The organism is Curvivirga aplysinae (assembly GCF_009711445.1).
Lineage (GTDB): Bacteria > Pseudomonadota > Alphaproteobacteria > UBA8366 > Aestuariispiraceae > Curvivirga > Curvivirga aplysinae.
The window spans coordinates 21,376-39,855 of sequence record NZ_SMMC01000203.1 but is presented as its reverse complement, the minus strand read 5'-3'; the positions used below and the strand labels follow the sequence as shown (position 1 = coordinate 39,855).

The 18,480-nt window shown below is 43.8% G+C and carries 16 protein-coding genes; 14 read left to right on the top strand and 2 right to left on the bottom strand.

The window, feature by feature from the left end; all coding sequences use genetic code 11:
- Window positions 1-59 precede the first annotated feature (59 nt).
- Window positions 60-2,270, top strand: coding sequence for a methyl-accepting chemotaxis protein (locus E1160_RS13470; RefSeq protein WP_155156030.1), 2,211 nt, complete (start codon window positions 60-62; stop codon window positions 2,268-2,270).
- Window positions 2,271-2,301: 31 nt separating this feature from the next.
- On the opposite strand, the gene E1160_RS13465 is transcribed toward E1160_RS13470, so the two are convergent.
- Entirely contained in the window at window positions 2,302-2,937 is a 636-nt protein-coding gene (locus E1160_RS13465; RefSeq protein WP_155156028.1) for a GntR family transcriptional regulator, read from the bottom strand.
- A gap of 130 nt (window positions 2,938-3,067) precedes the next feature.
- Complete coding sequence (locus E1160_RS13460) at window positions 3,068-3,640, bottom strand: helix-turn-helix domain-containing protein (protein WP_218048897.1); 573 nt, start codon at window positions 3,638-3,640, stop codon at window positions 3,068-3,070.
- Between the two features lie 166 nt (window positions 3,641-3,806).
- On the opposite strand from E1160_RS13460, the gene metZ reads away from it, so the two are divergent.
- From metZ to murC, 13 genes are all read left to right on the top strand, one after another.
- Complete coding sequence (gene metZ, locus E1160_RS13455; protein WP_155156024.1) at window positions 3,807-4,991, top strand: O-succinylhomoserine sulfhydrylase; 1,185 nt, start codon at window positions 3,807-3,809, stop codon at window positions 4,989-4,991.
- 33 nt (window positions 4,992-5,024) lie between these two features.
- Window positions 5,025-5,273, top strand: coding sequence for a rhodanese-like domain-containing protein (locus tag E1160_RS13450; RefSeq protein ID WP_155156022.1), 249 nt, complete (start codon window positions 5,025-5,027; stop codon window positions 5,271-5,273).
- Window positions 5,274-5,735: 462 nt separating this feature from the next.
- Window positions 5,736-6,191 (top strand): division/cell wall cluster transcriptional repressor MraZ, encoded by a 456-nt coding sequence (locus E1160_RS13445; protein ID WP_218048896.1) that lies wholly within the window; start codon window positions 5,736-5,738, stop codon window positions 6,189-6,191.
- Complete coding sequence (rsmH, locus tag E1160_RS13440) at window positions 6,191-7,153, top strand: 16S rRNA (cytosine(1402)-N(4))-methyltransferase RsmH (protein WP_155156018.1); 963 nt, start codon at window positions 6,191-6,193, stop codon at window positions 7,151-7,153. The genes E1160_RS13445 and rsmH overlap by 1 nt, the downstream gene beginning before the upstream one ends.
- Window positions 7,150-7,515, top strand: coding sequence for a cell division protein FtsL (gene ftsL / locus E1160_RS13435; RefSeq protein WP_155156016.1), 366 nt, complete (start codon window positions 7,150-7,152; stop codon window positions 7,513-7,515). Before rsmH ends, ftsL begins: the two co-directional genes overlap by 4 nt.
- A complete protein-coding gene (locus tag E1160_RS13430; RefSeq protein ID WP_218048895.1) occupies window positions 7,512-9,254 on the top strand; it encodes a peptidoglycan D,D-transpeptidase FtsI family protein in 1,743 nt (580 codons plus the stop codon). Before ftsL ends, E1160_RS13430 begins: the two co-directional genes overlap by 4 nt.
- Before the next feature lie 47 nt (window positions 9,255-9,301).
- Window positions 9,302-10,741, top strand: coding sequence for a UDP-N-acetylmuramoyl-L-alanyl-D-glutamate--2,6-diaminopimelate ligase (locus E1160_RS13425; protein WP_155156014.1), 1,440 nt, complete (start codon window positions 9,302-9,304; stop codon window positions 10,739-10,741).
- Complete coding sequence (locus tag E1160_RS13420) at window positions 10,738-12,231, top strand: UDP-N-acetylmuramoyl-tripeptide--D-alanyl-D-alanine ligase (RefSeq protein WP_155156012.1); 1,494 nt, start codon at window positions 10,738-10,740, stop codon at window positions 12,229-12,231. Before E1160_RS13425 ends, E1160_RS13420 begins: the two co-directional genes overlap by 4 nt.
- Window positions 12,221-13,306 (top strand): phospho-N-acetylmuramoyl-pentapeptide-transferase, encoded by a 1,086-nt coding sequence (gene mraY, locus E1160_RS13415; RefSeq protein WP_155156010.1) that lies wholly within the window; start codon window positions 12,221-12,223, stop codon window positions 13,304-13,306. The genes E1160_RS13420 and mraY overlap by 11 nt, the downstream gene beginning before the upstream one ends.
- A gap of 33 nt (window positions 13,307-13,339) precedes the next feature.
- A complete protein-coding gene (gene murD / locus E1160_RS13410) occupies window positions 13,340-14,752 on the top strand; it encodes a UDP-N-acetylmuramoyl-L-alanine--D-glutamate ligase (protein ID WP_155156009.1) in 1,413 nt (470 codons plus the stop codon).
- Window positions 14,752-15,891, top strand: coding sequence for an FtsW/RodA/SpoVE family cell cycle protein (locus E1160_RS13405; protein ID WP_155156007.1), 1,140 nt, complete (start codon window positions 14,752-14,754; stop codon window positions 15,889-15,891). The genes murD and E1160_RS13405 overlap by 1 nt, the downstream gene beginning before the upstream one ends.
- Window positions 15,888-17,063, top strand: coding sequence for an undecaprenyldiphospho-muramoylpentapeptide beta-N-acetylglucosaminyltransferase (gene murG / locus E1160_RS13400; RefSeq protein ID WP_155156005.1), 1,176 nt, complete (start codon window positions 15,888-15,890; stop codon window positions 17,061-17,063). Before E1160_RS13405 ends, murG begins: the two co-directional genes overlap by 4 nt.
- Window positions 17,060-18,472: a UDP-N-acetylmuramate--L-alanine ligase gene (murC, locus tag E1160_RS13395; protein ID WP_155156003.1), complete on the top strand. Its 1,413-nt coding sequence runs from the start codon at window positions 17,060-17,062 to the stop codon at window positions 18,470-18,472. The genes murG and murC overlap by 4 nt, the downstream gene beginning before the upstream one ends.
- Window positions 18,473-18,480: the final 8 nt, after the last annotated feature.

Sequence of the window (18,480 nt, the reverse complement as noted above, 5' to 3'; positions counted from 1 at the left end):
CTCAATTCGCTAATTTATATAATTTAAAACGACAATAATGCATCAACAGGAAACGGATAATGAAAAACAATAATATGGGTGATGGGGAAATATTAAAGCCTTCTAAGTTTGGCATTGGAAAACGCCTAATCTCGGCCTTCTCTTTAGTGTCAGGTTTAACTGTCATTATCAGCGCAGTAAGCTGGGTGAGCATCAACAATCTAACCGACGCGCAAAATGATTTAATCAAGACAAATGTGCCTGCTATTACACAGGCGCTAAATCTATCCAATGTAACCACATCTTTAGCGGCAGCGACACCGCAACTAAATGCAGCTACAAATCTGGAAGAAAAAGAAGCAAGCCTCTCACAAATTCAAGCGACAGTTAGTGAAGCCCAAAATCTTTTGGATCAATTATTGGAAAACAATCCAGATAACTCAACACTTCAAAGCATTGCGGAAGATCTGGCGATATTTGAACCAAACATACAAAAGCTAGCTGAACTTGTTGGCACGAGGCACACTCTTCAAGGGCATGTGAATACTATTACAGAGAAGCTGGCAAAATTACGTACAAGTATCGATACAGATACCAATCCTTTCCTACTTCCTTTACGCATTCAATATTTTGATTTGGTTGATGACTGGAAAGAGGCTTTAGGTGATGTTGAAGAACAAGTTAAAGCTGGTCAAGAATTAGATATTTCCGTTTCCGATCAGGAAGCAACAGGTTTAAAAATTCTAAACACACAAAGATCAATCTTTGAGTTTCGTTCTACGGGGCAGTTCCTTATCGGTGTCATTGCTGAAAGTGCACAGACAACAAATCCTGAATTACTTGCGGAACTGGAAAATCTGTTTGCACAAAATTTGTCTGTTATGGCGACCCCACTTTCTGTGATTGAGGAAATAAAGGAAGCACCAAAGTTAAAAGCCACTTTCAAAGAGCTTTTGACGATGGGCGTCAGAGGCGATGAAACAACCCAAGTTTACACAATTAGAAAAGCTCAATTTGCAACCCTTACTGAAGCACAGGAAATTCTATCAGCAAACAATCTGATCGCAGAAAACTTATCTGCAAAAGTTCAGTCTTTCGTTGAAGATGTAGAAAACGATACTGCCGCCGCCGCCCAAAATGCATATGCACTTGCGACGACAACCCTGACCACTTTGATCGTAATTGCCGTGATCTCTCTCCTCATAGCAATTGCGATTGGCTGGCTATATGTCGGTAGAAGTATTATTAGTCGCATTCATATGTTACTGGATTCAATGCAAAAATTGGCCGAAGGTGATCTAAATGCCAGCATTTATCGTGAAGGCAATGATGAGCTGGCAAAAATGGGACATGCTCTGGCTGTATTACGCAATGTGTCTCGTGAAGCTGAGGCTCTAAAATCTGCACAAGAAACAGAAAAACAACGTAATGAAGAAGAAAAACGTCAAGCAGCTATAAGAATGGCTGATGATTTCGATTCTTCTGTTGGACAAAGCATTTCTGTTCTTTCCAGCAATGTTGGTGACATGCGTGGACGTGCGGTAGAGATGCAAAAACTTTCTGCGCGCACTCAAGATGAAGCGAATGAAGTCAATCAAGCAACCAATGTCATGGCAAATGATATTTCTTCTGTAGCCAGTGCCGTAGAAGAACTATCCGCATCTGTATCTGCAATCGGCCACCAAGTGGAACGCAATGCTACCGTTTCTCATGAAGCGGTTAAACGTGCCGAGGAAATGAATGGTAATGTGGGTCGATTGGAAGAAGCCTCCAAGAAGATTGAAGAAGTGACAGAACTCATCAGTTCTATTGCTGAACAAACTAACTTATTGGCATTAAACGCAACTATTGAAGCTGCTCGTGCGGGTGAAGCGGGCAAAGGTTTTGCTGTGGTGGCGAATGAGGTGAAATCTCTTGCGAACCAAACAACAAGTGCCACAGAAGAAATCAACACATTGATTGCCAATATCCAGGTTGAAGTAAAAGGAGCCGCCGCAACAGCAGAAGGCTTCGATCATGTGATTAAACAGATTGATGCGATTTCAGCGGAAATCACCACCGCGGTTGAGGAGCAAGGCTCTGCTACACATGAAATTAACAGTACAGTAACACAAAGTGCAGAACATTGTTCCGAGATTGCCAATCGTGTTCAAGAAATCACCCAAGATCTCGGCAACGTTAGTGATTCAATGCGACAAGTATTGGATGGCGTAGGTCAGGTTGATGAGGAAAGCCAAGCACTCAATGATAATGTTGAAAACTTCCTTGGAAATATTCGACAATCAAACTAAGAAAAAAAGCCGCTCAATTGAGCGGCTTTTTTTAAAGAACCTTGCGAACTGCAGTTTCAAGATAATCCATAAACTCCGTTATGGTACTTTTCACTTTCTCGACCTCCCCAGATGCAATCGCCAGCATCATCGCACGATGCATTTGCGCCGACGTATTTAATTCTGACTGGCCCTGATAATAATACCAGAAACGGCGGCTCATACTTTGAAGTGGCATACATGATTTAAATGCATAATGATTTCTAGAGGCCTCACCCAGAATTATATCAAAACGCTTATCCGCACGCATAAATTCATCTACATCATGATCTTCAGCTGCCTTTGCAATTTCAGCAGCAACTCTTTCCAAAGACGCTCGTTCTTGTTCATCGGCCCTATTTGCAGCCAACTCACCTATCAACAATTCAAGCGGCCTACGCACTTCCAAAACACGTAACATCTCTGACGCGCTGACCTCACTTACGATCATAGCACGGCGCGGCTGGATTGAAATCAAACGATCAGTTGATAATCTTTGCAATGCTTCGCGAACAGGCGTGCGACCAATCTCTAAACGCTCACATAAATCTGGCTCGCTCAAAATACTACCGGGACGTAATTTGAGCGTCACAATCATTTCTTCAAGCTTCCGATAAGCTTGATCGGCCAGCTTTTCTTTTATTTCCATGAGAAACCCCTGCTCATTTGGAATAACGTCTGAATATATATTATGGATATATTACAGTGATTGGGACAAGATTTGCAAGAAAGAGACGAATAACCATTTCTCGAAGCTTTTCTAAAGACAAACTATTGCGCTACATCGGGCGCCCTAATACCACAACCATCAAGCCAGTAGCAACGATATCACTGTCATTAACTACAATATGATCTTTATCAGCAGGATATCGAATGGTTTCACCAGCATACACCAAATGGGAATCTTCGCCCGTCTCAATCTTTAGGCATCCATCCAGCACAGTTACATTTTCCAATGTTCCAAGATCATGTGCTTCAGAAAATAAGCGCCCACCGGGTTCAACAGTTACATGATACCATTGCAACCAGTTCACTGTATGAATAGGCCCCAAGATGCGTAAAGAACATTTACCATCTTCACTGTGAATAACAGGGGTTGCATTATCTGCAACTACATCAAAAACGCGCGGGCTTGCCTCTTTACGAAGCAATTCTTCAACCGTCACATTTAATGCAACACATATACGATGGATCGTAGAAAGTGTTGGGTTATTTTGATCTCGTTCAATTTGTGAGAGAACAGATTTAGAAACACCGGATTTATTAGCAAGATCATCCAAACTCATTTTATAAGCTTGACGTAAACGTAGGACTTTACGGCCAATTTTCGGAATTTCATTTTCTTCTGACATAGGGACTTTCCTGATTTTTTGCATCTGATATGATATCTTTATCTTTTTGACGTTCGATATAAAGCACAAAAAAAAACATATCGCAACATAAAATTCGATTGACAGAACGAGCGTTCTTTATATTGTACGATCCATATTAAATACCAAATAATTCAGGATTAAACCAATGGCAGATTCATACGAATGGCACCCGGAAACAGCCCTTATTCACGAAGGCATTAATCGCTCTCAATTCATGGAGACAGCTGAATCCATCGTTATGACATCCGGATATGTCTATGAATCTGCCGAAGAAGCGGAACATGCCTTCAAATCCGATGGCACCCGTTTTGTCTACAGCCGATATGCAAATCCAACAGTTGCCACCTTCCAAAACCGCCTTGCAAAGCTTGAAGGCGCCGAAGGTTGCTTCGCCACAGCAAGCGGCATGTCTGCCGTATACAACGCCTTGATTGCCTCCGTACAAAAAGGTGACCGCATTGTAGCCTCCAAAGCCTTGTTTGGGTCTTGCCAATTCATTCTATCTGAACTCCTACCACGTGGTGGTGTTCATACAGATTTTGTTGACGGTACTGATATCGACCAATGGGAAGAAGCCTTAAGCAAGCCAGCCAAAGTTGTATTCCTTGAAACACCATCTAATCCAACACTGGAAGTAATTGACCTTCCTAAAGTTTCAGAACTTGCTCATAAGGCGGGCGCAATTGTAATTGTTGATAATGTCTTCGCCACACCCGGCAACCAAAAGCCGTTAGAGTTAGGTGCAGATGTAGTTGTTTATTCCGCGACCAAACACATTGATGGACAAGGTCGCTGCTTAGGTGGCGCAATTTTAGGCACCGAAGAGTTCTTGAAAGAAAAAGTAACGCCATTTATTCGCCATACAGGCCCATGCATCAGCCCTTTTAACGCTTGGTTACTGCTTAAAGGACTGGAAACATTACCATTGCGCGTTGAACGGATGAGTAGTTCCGCCCTCAAGGTATCAGAAACCCTTGAAGGACATGAGAAACTAAATCGCGTTCTCTACCCTTTATTAGACAGCCACCCACAAAAAGCACTTGCTCAATCCCAAATGGGACATGGTGGTAGTGTTGTGACTTTGGATTTGAAAGGCGGAAAAGAAGAAGCCTTTAAATTCTTAAACGCCCTTCAAATCATTTCAATTTCCAACAACCTTGGGGATTCAAAAAGCTTAGCAACACATCCAACAACGACAACACATCAACGTCTAAGCGATGAAGAACGTGCTGGCATGGGCATTACAGATGGTATGGTACGCATTTCAATTGGACTGGAAAATGCAGACGATCTCATCCAAGATATAAGCAACGCCCTATCCAAACTATAAATTGGCCCAAGAAATTGAACAGGATTTAAGATTATGAGTATTGAATTTGAAGTGGTTGGAATTAATCCAGAAGAAGCCAAAATTCTTATTGATGAAGGCCGAGGTTTCTTAATTGACGTACGTGAAGATGAAGAATGGGCAGCAGGAAAAATTCCTGGTGCAGTACATGCCCCCCTTACTCGTTTCTCTGATAGCACATTCCCGCCAGCAGACGGAAAAACAGCAATATTCCATTGTCGCAGCGGAAAACCGCACCACGGATTACTTCGGCCTTTTTCTTGAAGTAGGATACGAGAATGTCGTCCATATGGAAGAAGGCATTCTTGGTTGGGCGCAACGTGGATATGATGTTGAAACCGGCTAAATCTTAAAATATTCGTTTTTTAAAACACCCTCAACTCACAAGTTGAGGGTGTTTTTTTATGCTCAATCTCCATCTGATTAAATTCCTATCACCCTCCATTCATAACTTCCCATGCCTTCCCATGGAAAAATTCGTGGGAAGTTATGGGCAAACTTACACAACGACCCCAACAACACTACATACAGATAAAAACACTAATCAAAACACAATATATAGACACATCTTTCCTCAAAACATATATATCTGAAACCCGCAGAAATCCTAGCTTTCCCATTGACAACCCATAGATTCCCATGATATTGATTATATTCCCATTACATATGGGTAGAAGTCTTATGACTTCAACAAGGAATTGGCTAAACAGAACTGGGAAGAGTGTAATGGCCCGTTTTACAGGGACATTTGAAGGGAAAGTAGACGATAAGGGGCGCGCCTCCTTACCGGCGGATTTCCGCGACGTTCTGAAACGCCAAGACGAAGTCAGCTTTTATGTCTTCCCCTCCCCTAATCTTGACTGTTTAGAAGCTTGTGACGATCGTTTCATGCAACGCGTGGAAGAAAGCATCGAAGAGCAAGCAGATATGTTTTCCGAAGAAGAAGACGGTTTGACATATATCGCCTCAGAAGCCCGTCGTGTTTCTTTCGATAGCACTGGTCGTTTTGTTCTGCCTGCTGAATTTCGCGATTATGCGGAAATTGAAGGGCGCGCAACATTTGTTGGTATGTTCCAACGCTTTCAAATCTGGCACCCAGATAATTACGCCGAACGCGCACCAATTAAGAAGCAACGTGCAAAAGGCATGACCCTCAAACTAAAACCGAGAGGGGAACGCTAATGTCTGCCCAGCAAGTTCACTACCCTGTAATGTTGCGCGAAGTGGTTCAGTATATGGAGCCTAAGGCAGGTGAAGTATATCTGGATGGTACTTTTGGTGCAGGTGGTTATAGTCGCGCCATTTTAGAAGCAGCAGATTGTACCCTTTATGCGGTAGATCGTGATCCGACTGCCCATGAACGTGCAAAACCAATCGTTGAAGAATTTGATGGTCGCCTGAAAATGTTACTTGGCTGTTTTGGCGATATGAAAGACTTGCTTGCAGACAAAGGTATTGGGCAGCTAGACGGTATCGTGCTGGATCTAGGTGTGTCCTCACCACAATTAGATGTAGCTGAGCGCGGTTTTTCTTTCCGTGAAGATGGCCCACTTGATATGCGAATGGGTGACACGGGGCCAACAGCAGCAGATATTGTAAACACATGGGAATGGCGTGAAATGGCGCGCATTTTCAGTGATTATGGCGAAGAACGTCATGCAGGTCGTGTGGCGCGTGCTATTGAAAAAGCACGTCAAGACAGCCCTATTGAAACGACCTTACAGCTAGCTGATATCGTACGATCCGTTGTGCGAAAAGCAAATGATGGTATCGACCCTGCCACACGTACTTTCCAAGGCCTTCGCATCGAAGTAAATGACGAGTTAGGCGAATTAGATCGCGCCCTATCAGCTGCAGAAGAATTATTGGCGCCGAATGGTCGTTTGGTTGTTGTATCTTTCCACAGCCTTGAAGACCGCCGTGTTAAACAATTCCTACGCGATCGCAATAAGGTAAGCGGTAGCGGTACTAATCGATACCTACCAATTGATGAAAGCAAATTAAAACAACCGAGTTTTAATGTTTTGACCAAGCGCGCCTTACCTCCGCAGGACGATGAAATCAAAGAAAATCCGCGCTCACGTTCTTCCAAGCTACGTGCGGCGATCCGTACCGAAGCTGATGCATGGGGAGAAATCAAATGAGAATGACCATTATCGTTTGCTGGGTTATTGGATTCATCATTGCTGCATCTGGCCTCTTCTATGTCACACTTCAAGTGGAAGCATTAGAAGATAAATTAGTGAACCTGAACCGTCAGATTATCAAAGAACAAGAAAACATTCATATGTTGCAGGCGGAATGGAGTTATTTCAATCGTCCGGATCGTATTCAAAAATTGACGGAAAACCTATTGCCACAAATGCAACCTGTTGAGGCACGTCAGTTTGTATCTTTCCAAACTTTGCCATTTCGCATTGAGGACGAAAAAGTAACACCGTCCAGCGCCACAGTTACAAATACCACTCAAGCAACCTCTATTTCTCATAATGGAGGCACTGAATGATTCTGTCTCATTGGAAAAAGCTGGGATACACCACAAAGCCTGTCAAACGGATGACTTTGAGTGATCTGAAACGTCAGGCGACCCTGCAAGGACAACAGACAGAAGCATTAGAGACCGGCCGTACCCGCCTAATGATCACAGGCGCTCTCATGGCGCTTGCCTTTACAGGTATTGGCTTTCGCATGATTGACGTGATGGCCTTAAGCAATGTGAGTGAGCCTAAAACACGTAACATTTCTCAATCACAAAACCTTACCTTTGATCGTGCCCCAATTGTTGATCGTACGGGTATGTTAGTCGCAACCACTGTTAAAACAGTCTCTTTGGCGGCTGATCCACGTAAAATTATGGATCCTCAAGATTCTGCCGAGAAGCTTGGTCAGATTTTGACGGATATTCCGGTGGCAAAGCTGTATAAGATGTTGAGCCGCAAAGCCAAATTCGTTTGGGTTGATCGTCGCATTACACCGACACAACAACAGAAAATTAACGCGTTGGGCATTCCGGGACTAGAGTTCCGAACACAGGAAAGCCGTGTCTATCCGCAAGGTAATTTAATGGCCCATGTTTTGGGCTATACAAATGTGGATAACAAAGGAATTTCTGGTCTTGAGAAAAGTTTTGAAGAAACACTAACATCTCAAGGCGAAGCTTTACGTTTAAGCATTGATGGCCGTGTACAACATATCGTGCGCGATGAAGTCCAAAAGGCAATGACTGAGTTTCAGGCTATTGGTGGCAGCGCTATCGTCCTTGATGCCAATAATGGTCAGGTTGTATCTATGGTATCTTTGCCTGATTTCGACCCAAACCAACCGGGTAAAGCATCTGTGGAATCACACTTCAATCGCACCACATTAGGTGTTTATGAGTTAGGTTCTACATTTAAAATTTTCAATTCGGCCATGGCATTGGAATCTGGAACTGCAAATATGAGCAGCAGTTACGATGCATCCAAACCAATTCGTATCGCACGCTTTACCATTAATGATTATCACGGTAAAAACCGCGTCCTGTCTTTACCAGAGGTATTTATTTACAGCTCCAATATCGGGTCTGCAAAAATGGCAGAAGCTTTTGGGGCTGGCTATCAAAAAGATTTCCTTCAAAAGATCGGTATGCTGTCCCCTTCACCTGTTGAATTGCCAGAAGTTGGCCGTCCACAATATCCAAAAACATGGCGCCCGATTAATATGGTAACCATTTCCTATGGTCATGGTATCGCTGTTAGTCCAATGCATGTAGCGGCAGGTGTTGCTTCCATGGTTAATGGCGGCACACATTATCAACCATCTTTGATCATGCAAGATACAAAGCCAAAAGGCACACGCGTGATTTCTGCACGCAGCTCCAAAGCCATCCGCAAATTGATGCGTGCAAATAACATTGCTGGTTCCGGCAAAAAATCAAATGCAATTGGCTATTTTGTAGGTGGCAAGACAGGTACTGCAGATAAGGTAAAAGCAACGGGTGGGTATGCAGATCGTGCACGTATTTCCTCATATGTAGCCGCTTTCCCAATGCATAAGCCGAAATATGTGGTTTATGTAATGCTGGATGAGCCCAAGGGAAATAAGAAGACTTTTGGTTATGCCACAGGTGGTTGGGTTGCAGCCCCTATCATTAAGCAAATTGTGACCCGTGCAGCCCCTATTCTTGGCGTTACACCGATTGATCCGACTTCAGAAGAAGTAAATCGTGAACTTGCCCTGAAGCTGCCACAGGATAGTCACACTTAGGAAATTAATTTAAGAGCAAGAAACGCGACATTATAGATACAGAAAGTATGAAAATGGTTCGAATGGACGACATCTCAAAGTTAAATCTGGCAGGCATGACCGCCGATAGTCGTGCGATCAAACCAGGTTATTTATTTGCTGCCATCCCAGGTACACAATTGGATGGTCGTGATTTCATTCCTAGCGCTCTGGATAAAGGTGCTACAGCCATCTTAGCCCCCCATGATCTAGATGACAGTCAACTTCCCGAAGAAATTGCCATCATCACAGATTCCAATCCTCGCCGCCGACTTGCAAAACTCGCAGCGGAATTTTATCAACCACAACCTTCAACTGCTGTCGCCGTTACCGGAACTAATGGTAAAAGCTCCGTCGCGGATTTCACACGTCAATTATGGATGATGTTAGATAAGCCGGCCGCAAGCATTGGGACCCTAGGAGTCGTTGCTCCGGGACATGAAGGTGGATATGGATTAACAACTCCCGATCCAGTTGATTTGCATAAAGCATTGCATGAATTGCAACAAGAAGGCGTCAATCATGTAGCGATGGAAGCTTCCAGCCATGGATTAGACATGTATCGCCTTGATGGGTTGAGCTTCAAAGTCGCAGCCTTCACCAACCTGACCCAAGATCATCTTGATTATCATGGTTCCATGGAAATTTATCGCTCTAGCAAATTGCGTCTATTCGATGAATTGTTGGAAAAAGGCGGTACCGCGGTTGTTAACACGGCAGCTGCCGAATATGACGCCATCCAGAATATTGGGCAGGAACGCGGATTTAAAATTTTAGCTTATGGCATCAATCACGGACAAATCCGTTGCCAAGACGTAAAAGCCACAGGAACCGGTTACGATCTCATTTTGGATATTATGGGAGAACGATTTGAAATTGCTTTCCCATTACCGGGTAAGTTTCAGATTGAAAATGCGCTTTGCGCCCTCGGTATGATCATGGCCACAGGTGTTGAAGCTAGAAAAGTTGCCCCTTTACTGGCGAACTTACAAGGCGTTCGTGGACGTCTGGAAAAGATTGGATCTTTTAATGGAGCCGATATCTTTGTTGATTTTGCCCATACACCAGATGCGCTTAAAACGGTACTTAACACAATCCGCCCCCATACAGAAAATAATCTCCATGTTGTTTTTGGATGTGGTGGGGATCGTGATCGTAAAAAACGCCCTTTGATGGGTAAAGCATGCTTGGAAAATGCAGATATAGCTATTCTTACCGACGATAATCCACGTAGCGAAGATCCAACAGATATCCGTGCTGATGTTACAGCTGAATGCCCAAACGTAGTGGAAATCGGCGGACGTGCAACCGCAATTCAAATGGCAGTCAAATCACTCAAACAAGGCGACATCTTAATTGTCGCAGGAAAAGGTCATGAACAAGGACAAATTGTTGGCGATAAAACATTGCCATTCGACGACGCAGAAGAAGTGCGAAAAGCGATTAAACTGGCGGAGGAAAGTCTATGAATATCCCACTATGGACATCCAGCGAAGCCGAAACGTTTACTTCTGGGAAAAGTACCGCCCAGTGGGAAGCACACAGTGTCTCAATTGACAGTCGCAAGATTGAAAAAGACGGATTATTCATTGCGATCCAAGGTCCAAATAATGATGGGCATGACTATATCGCAATGGCGCAAGAAAAAGGTGCGGCAGCCGCTGTAATCGCCGAAAGTAAAATCGGTGATTTCAAAGACTGCCCCCTTCCCCTGTTAGTCGTAACAGATACAACGCAAGCTTTATATGATTTAGCTGCGGGCGCACGTTTCCGTACAAAAGCAAAAGTTATCGCAATTACAGGTTCAGTTGGAAAAACAGGGACTAAAGAAGGCTTACGTTGTGCTTTCACAGCACTCGGAAAAACCCATGCGACAGAGGGTAATCTAAACAACGAATATGGCTTACCTTTAACTATGAGCCGTATGCCAGCAGACACAGATTTTGCCATTCTAGAAATCGGCATGAACCATGCTGAAGAAATTCGCCCTTTATCGAAGCTCGCAAAACCAGACCTAGCAATCATTACAACGGTAGCACCAGTGCATCTTGAATTCTTCCATGGAATTCAAGGTATTGCAGATGCAAAGGCGGAAATTTTTGACGGATTAGGTGACGATGGTGTTTGCCTGTTACCACGTGAACACGCGCTATTCCATCACCTACGTGCACGTGCACGTGATACAGGTGTGGCATTTGAAAATGTTTTAAGTTTTGGAAAACATGAAGATGCCACTTATCGACAAGTTGATACAGAATTCAAAACAACCTCCACCGATGTAACATGTCTTTATAAAAAACACTGTGAGAGTTTTTCCATCCAAATGCCGGGTGATCACTGGGCAACTAACAGTCTGTGCATTTTAGGTGCTGTTGATATTCTGGGTGAAGATGTCACAAAAGCCTTAAACGGCCTTAAAAATTGGAAACCAAGTAAAGGTCGCGGCCAACGGCATATCATCCCGCTTGAAGACAACGGTACAGCTATCTTGGTTGATGAAAGTTACAATGCCAGCCCACCAGCAATGAAAGCTGCCTTCAAAGTATTGGCAGATATGCCGCTAACACACGGAAAACGCATTGCAATTTTAGGCGATATGCTGGAATTAGGCGAAACAGGCTCCTCCCTACATATTGCACTGGCAAAAGAGTTGGAATCACGTCAGATTGATGCAGTCTATTGTTGTGGTCCGTTGATGGGGGAAATGTACAAGGCTTTGCCTACATCGATGCAACGCCTTCATGCAAAAGACAGTTCAACATTATTCGACGCAGTTCTCTCAGATTTGGAAGATGGCGACATCCTACTTATCAAAGGTTCACTCGGTAGCAAAATGGTGCCAGTGGCCGACGCCTTTATCGCCTTATCTGACGCTGCATCTCAGGATAAAACACCCATAAAAACGCCGACAGGCGCGATGAATTTGAAACCAAAAGAGGTTCATAGCCATGTTGTATAACCTGCTCTTCCCACTTGCTGAAGATTATCAGATCTTCAACTTGTTCCGGTATCTAACATTCCGGACCGGGGGCGCCATTATGACGGCCTTGATCCTCAGTTTTATCTTTGGGCCAAAGATCATCAATTGGCTTCGCGTAAAACAACATGGTGCAAGTAACGTGCGCGAAGACACACCGGAAGGGCATTTGAAAAAAGCAGGCACACCTTCCATGGGTGGCTTCTTGATTTTATTCGCCTTGTCTTTCAGCACCATCCTTTGGGCAGATTTACGTAATGGCTATGTCTGGATTGTGTTACTTGTAACAATGGGTTTTGGTGGCATCGGTTTTGCTGATGACTATTTAAAAGTTTCTAAGAAAAATTCCAAAGGATTACCGGGAAAATTAAAGCTTTTATTCCAAATCCTAATTTCCGGCACAGCAGCTTATTGGTATCAATCCATTACCGCAGATAGCGTTAGCACAAGTTTGGCCTTCCCATTCGTCAAAGATTTCCTATTAGATCTTGGCTGGTTCTTTATTCCATTTGCAATGTTTGTCATGGTAGGTGCCTCAAATTCCGTAAACCTGACGGATGGCCTCGACGGCTTGGCAATTGTACCCGTTATGATCGCAGCAATTTGCTTTGGTCTCATTGCTTATTTTGTGGGTCACGCGGGTTATTCAGAATATCTACAGCTGCATTCAGTGCCCGGAAGTGGTGAATTAGCGGTATTCTGTGGGGCAATCTTTGGAGCCGGCCTTGGTTTCTTATGGTTTAACGCACCGCCTGCAATGGTGTTTATGGGTGACACTGGCTCCCTTAGCCTTGGTGGTGCTTTAGGTGCCTTAAGTGTTGTCACAAAACATGAAATTGTATTGGCAATTATCGGTGGCTTATTTGTTTTAGAAACAGTCTCTGTGATCGTTCAAGTTATTTCCTTCAAAACGACAGGCAAACGCGTATTTGCCATGGCGCCACTTCATCATCACTTTGAGAAAAAAGGATGGGAAGAATCAACAATTGTTATTCGTTTCTGGATCATTGCAGCCATCTTGGCCTTGATCGGTTTGGCAACCTTGAAATTACGTTAAGAAAAAGAACTTAAGGAAAGAAAGCTTTTCATCATGGCAATAACCGTTACCAAATATACAGGTCAAACTGTTGCCGTTATGGGCTTAGGTCGCTCAGGTCTAAGTGCCGTCGCAGCTTTGTGCCGCGGCGGTGCCAATGTGATCTGTTGGGATGAGAAGCAAGAGTTGCGCCAAAAAGCTGAAGATTGTGGTGCTACATGTAAACAATTAACCGACGCGCCACTCTGGCAAGAAATCGTGGCCTGCGTCTGGAGCCCCGGTATCCCACATACTCTGCCGCAACCGCATCCTGTGGCAGAATTGGCAAAGGCTAATAATATTCCTTTAATGAGCGACATTAGCCTTTTGAAAGATGCCTGCCCTTTAGCTACCTTCATTGGTATTACAGGTACAAATGGAAAATCTACGACCACCGCTTTGGTTGGTCATATCCTGAAAACATGTGGTGCAAAGGTACAAATCGGTGGTAATTTGGGCATCCCCGTCCTTGATTTGGAACCTTTGGGCAATGATGGTGTTTATGTATTGGAAATGTCTTCCTACCAAATCGAACTTACGCCATCGCTTCCATTTAACATTTCTGTTTTACTTAACATCTCACCAGATCATCTGGACCGTCACGGCGGTATGGATGGATATGTTCAGGCAAAGCTTGGCTTATTTGACGGGCAAAATAAAGACCACACAGCGATCATTGCCGTTGATGACGATCGAATGCAAGGTTTAGCTGCATCTCTGTTTAACCGAGATACAACATTATTGCCTGTTAGCAGTCATGCAGATGAAAACACCGCAATTTACGTCAAAGACAATCATCTTTTTGATGCCATTGGCGAAGAACCACAGAAAGTATTAGACCTCTCTGTCGCAACGACATTACCGGGTAATCATAATCAACAAAATGCGGCTATATCCTATGCAATCTGCCGCCGTTTAGGTTTAGATGCAAAAAGCATTTGCGATGCTATCTGCAATTATCCCGGCCTACCGCATCGTCAACAAATGGCTGCAATTCTGGATAATGTTGCCTTTGTGAATGACAGCAAAGCCACCAATGCCGAGGCAACAGCCAAAGCACTCGCTTGCTATCCGAAGATTTACTGGATTGCTGGTGGTGTTGAAAAAGATGGCGGATATGACTTACTTGAACCCTATATTGGACAAATCCAAACAGGTTATTTCATTGGTGAAGCTGCTAAAAATTTAAACAGTACTTTTGCGGATAAATTCAATTGTGAAAATTCCGGTGATATGGAAAATGCTGTCAAAGCAGCTTTTGAACAAGCAAAAGCGGATCAAGAAAAAGGTGCCGTGGTGTTGCTAAGCCCAGCATGCGCCTCCTTTGATCAATTCACAAATTTTGAAACCAGAGGCAAAGCTTTCTGCGACATTGTTAAAGCTCTGCCTGCTTCATCACGCCAGATCCTGATTGAGGAGACAGCCTAATGAATATCGCACGCAATGACACCTCGATTTTAGGCCGCTGGTGGTGGGAAGTCGATCGTTGGACTTTGTTCTGCTTTATCGTTTTAGCAGGCTTTGGCTTGGTATTAACCGCTTCTGCTAGTCCTAGTGTTGCAGAGCGTATTGGCGCAGACAGCATGTTTTTTATCCGCAAACAAGCCGTTATGGTTGTTCCTGCGGTGATGCTAATGCTGACTATATCCCTACTCGATCTTAAAAACATCAAGCGTTTGGCTGGTATTCTACTGCTCTTTTCCATTGTTATGATGTTTGCCACACTTGCTTTTGGCTCAGAAATTAAAGGGGCAACCCGTTGGATCCGTGTCGCAGGTATCAATTTACAACCAAGTGAATTTTTAAAGCCTGCCTTTGCCGTCGTTGCTGCGACTATGTTTAGCGCCCAGCGCATGGGCGAAAAAGTACCAGGTTTCTGGATGGCGTCAGGCTTATATTTATTTATGGTCGCGCTCTTAATGGCGCAACCTGATTTTGGCCAAACCGTCATTGTATCTGCGATTTGGGGAGTTCAATTCTTTTTGGCCGGCTTGCCATTAGTTATCGTCTTGAGCCTTTTAATCATGATGGTTGTAGGCATTGCATCTGCTTATTTCTTTTTCCCACATGTACAAAGCCGGATTGATCGTTTTTTAGACCCTGCATCAGGTGACACCTATCAAGTGGATCGTGCTATGGAAGCCTTTAGCAACGGTGGTGTTTTAGGCATGGGCCCGGGCAATGGAACTGCAAAAAATGTATTACCTGATGGACATGCCGATTTTATTTTAGCCGTTGCCGGTGAAGAATATGGTTTGATCGCCTGCTTGGTGATTTTATTCATGTATGGCTTTGTCGTCTTACGTGGCTTTAGTTTGATTTTCTCTCGCAACAATATGTTCGTTATTCTAGCTGTAACAGGTCTTTTATTGCAGTTTGGCTTGCAGGCAATGATCAACATGAGTTCGACCTTGACCTTAATCCCGACAAAAGGCATGACCTTGCCTTTCGTTTCTTATGGTGGATCTTCCTTAATTGCGATGGCAATTGGTATGGGAATGGTTCTTGCCCTTACTCGCAATCGTCCGGGAAATTATCAATCCAGTAATGGGAGCTTCATTAAATGATCCAAGCCCCACAAAAGCTCGTCGTTTTGGCGACAGGTGGTACAGGTGGACATGTTTTTCCTGCTCAAGCTTTGTCCGAGCGTTTACAAGCGAATGGCTATAAACTTGTTTTGATTACAGATCGTCGTGGGGATGCCTATAGCGGTACTCTTGGTAATTTAGAAACTCATACGGTAAGTGCCAGCGCAGTATCCGGTAGAGGTAAACTAGGAAAAGTAAAAGCGGTTATCAAATTGATAAAAGGCTACTTCCAAGCGCGCCGTATTTTAAAACAATTGAGACCCGATGCAGTTGTTGGTTTTGGCGGTTACCCTTCTATACCAACTATGATTGCAGCAACACGCCTTGGCTTTAAAACCGTTATACATGAACAAAATGCTGTTTTAGGGCGCGCCAATCGTCTTTTAGCTTCATCTGTTGATAAAATCGCAGCTTCCTTTGAAGCAACAGCGATGATGAAAGACGCAGATATCCCCAAAGCCAGCTGGACAGGTAATCCTGTTCGACCAGAAATGGCTGCTTTGAGTGAAAAACCCTATCAAGCTATCAACGATGAAAAAATTAACATCCTGATTGTGGGTGGAAGCCAGGGTGCTGCAATATTTGGTGACGTAATTCCAGCAGCTATTGCAGCCTTACCAGAAGAATTGCGCCATAAAATCAACATCATTCAGCAAGTACGCGAAGAACAATTAAACGATGTGCATAACAAATATGCCAGCATTGATATGTCACCTACCTTAAAATCATTCATCAGTGATATGCCTAACCAGCTTGAAAAAGCTCATTTGGTTATTTGTCGCGCAGGCGCATCCACGATCTCCGAATTAGCAGCAGCTGGTCGTCCATCCATTCTTGTACCTTATATGCATGCCATAGATGATCACCAAACAGCTAATGGCGCAAGAATTTGTGATGCGGGTGGCGCATGGATGATTCCTCAACAAGATTTTAATGCGAATATGCTAGCTGATCGTCTCCAAAGTCTGATTGCAAATCCAGTTATGTTAACCCATGCAGCAAAAGCAGCAAAAAAGGTTGGACAGCCAGAAGCTGATAGCAGGCTTGCCGATGTGGTCATGAATCTGGTTGAAGGTAAATCTGATTCAGAACAACTCAAAAATGGCGGTGAACAACGACCTGCCAAGAAGGTAAAGGAATTGCAAGAATGATGCAGATCCCTCTCAATATCGGACGTATTCATTTTGTAGGTATCGGCGGTATCGGTATGTCCGGCATTGCCGAAGTATTACATACTTTAGGATACAAAATCTCCGGTTCTGATATGAGCGATAATGCAAATGTTGCGCGTCTTCGCAACCTCGGTATCGAAGTATTTGTTGGGCATAAGGCGGAAAATGTCGAAGGTGCAGCTGTTGTTGTTGTTTCCACTGCGATCAAACCTGATAATCCAGAAATGAATGCCGCACGTGAGAGTTTGATTCCCGTAGTTCGCCGCGCTGAAATGCTGGCTGAACTCATGCGTCTAAAATGGTCAGTTGCCGTTGGCGGTACACATGGAAAAACGACCACCACCTCACTAATCTCACAAGTTTTGGATAGCGCTGATCGTGACCCTACAGTCATCAATGGCGGTATTATTAATGCTTATGGTACAAATGCACGTTTAGGCAATGGTGACTGGATGGTTGTTGAGGCCGATGAAAGTGATGGAACTTTTATCAAATTACCTGCCACAATCGCCGTCGTAACCAATATTGATCCTGAACATATGGATTTCTACGGGGATTTTGACACATTACGCGCCGCATTTAAAACCTATGTAGAAAATATCCCATTCTATGGATTTGCAACTGTCTGCATTGACCATCCTGAAGTGCAAGCTTTGGTCGGTAAAGTTTCTGATCGTCGTATGATTACATATGGCTTTAATCCACAAGCAGATATTCAAGCAACTAATATGAAAGCTGGCACTGACGGTGTTCATTTTGATGTAAAAGTCAAACTACGTGGCCAAGAAGAACGCATTATCGAAGACGTTTTCCTTCCAATGCATGGTGAACATAACGTTCAAAACTCACTTGCTGCGATCGCTGTTGGCTTAGAAATGGAAATTTCTGATGAGAAAGTCAAAGAAGGCCTTGCTGCTTTCAGTGGCGTAAAACGTCGTTTCACGAAAACGGGCGAAACAAACGGTATAACAGTTATTGATGATTATGCACATCATCCGGTTGAAATTTCTGCGGTATTAAAAGCAGCGCGTTCAGCTACCAAACGCAGTGTTATCGCAGTGGTTCAACCTCATCGTTATTCTCGTCTTAAAGATTTGTTCGAAGATTTCTGTGCTTGCTTCAATGATGCAGATAGCGTGATCGTAGCTGATGTTTTTGAAGCGGGAGAACAACCGATTGAAGGTGCTGATAAATCCCATATGGTTCAAGGTCTTAAAACTCGCGGACATCGTGACGTAGTACCAATGGAAGGCCCAGATTCTTTAGCGGGTATTATCGCTGATAAAGCAGAAGAAGGCGATTTAGTTGTCTGCCTTGGAGCCGGTTCCATTACGCAATGGGCGCACGCCCTGCCCGATCAGTTAAATGAACGACTAAACGGAAAGTAAGATAAAAA

Bases quoted from the DNA above. Each gene is read 5' to 3' on its own strand.
- E1160_RS13470 (WP_155156030.1), top strand. From the start codon at position 60: ATGAAAAACAATAATATGGGTGATGGGGAAATATTAAAGCCTTCTAAG.
- E1160_RS13465 (WP_155156028.1), bottom strand. From the start codon at position 2,937: ATGGAAATAAAAGAAAAGCTGGCCGATCAAGCTTATCGGAAGCTTGAA.
- E1160_RS13460 (WP_218048897.1), bottom strand. From the start codon at position 3,640: ATGTCAGAAGAAAATGAAATTCCGAAAATTGGCCGTAAAGTCCTACGT.
- metZ (WP_155156024.1), top strand. From the start codon at position 3,807: ATGGCAGATTCATACGAATGGCACCCGGAAACAGCCCTTATTCACGAA.
- E1160_RS13450 (WP_155156022.1), top strand. From the start codon at position 5,025: ATGAGTATTGAATTTGAAGTGGTTGGAATTAATCCAGAAGAAGCCAAA.
- E1160_RS13445 (WP_218048896.1), top strand. From the start codon at position 5,736: ATGGCCCGTTTTACAGGGACATTTGAAGGGAAAGTAGACGATAAGGGG.
- rsmH (WP_155156018.1), top strand. From the start codon at position 6,191: ATGTCTGCCCAGCAAGTTCACTACCCTGTAATGTTGCGCGAAGTGGTT.
- ftsL (WP_155156016.1), top strand. From the start codon at position 7,150: ATGAGAATGACCATTATCGTTTGCTGGGTTATTGGATTCATCATTGCT.
- E1160_RS13430 (WP_218048895.1), top strand. From the start codon at position 7,512: ATGATTCTGTCTCATTGGAAAAAGCTGGGATACACCACAAAGCCTGTC.
- E1160_RS13425 (WP_155156014.1), top strand. From the start codon at position 9,302: ATGAAAATGGTTCGAATGGACGACATCTCAAAGTTAAATCTGGCAGGC.
- E1160_RS13420 (WP_155156012.1), top strand. From the start codon at position 10,738: ATGAATATCCCACTATGGACATCCAGCGAAGCCGAAACGTTTACTTCT.
- mraY (WP_155156010.1), top strand. From the start codon at position 12,221: ATGTTGTATAACCTGCTCTTCCCACTTGCTGAAGATTATCAGATCTTC.
- murD (WP_155156009.1), top strand. From the start codon at position 13,340: ATGGCAATAACCGTTACCAAATATACAGGTCAAACTGTTGCCGTTATG.
- E1160_RS13405 (WP_155156007.1), top strand. From the start codon at position 14,752: ATGAATATCGCACGCAATGACACCTCGATTTTAGGCCGCTGGTGGTGG.
- murG (WP_155156005.1), top strand. From the start codon at position 15,888: ATGATCCAAGCCCCACAAAAGCTCGTCGTTTTGGCGACAGGTGGTACA.
- murC (WP_155156003.1), top strand. From the start codon at position 17,060: ATGATGCAGATCCCTCTCAATATCGGACGTATTCATTTTGTAGGTATC.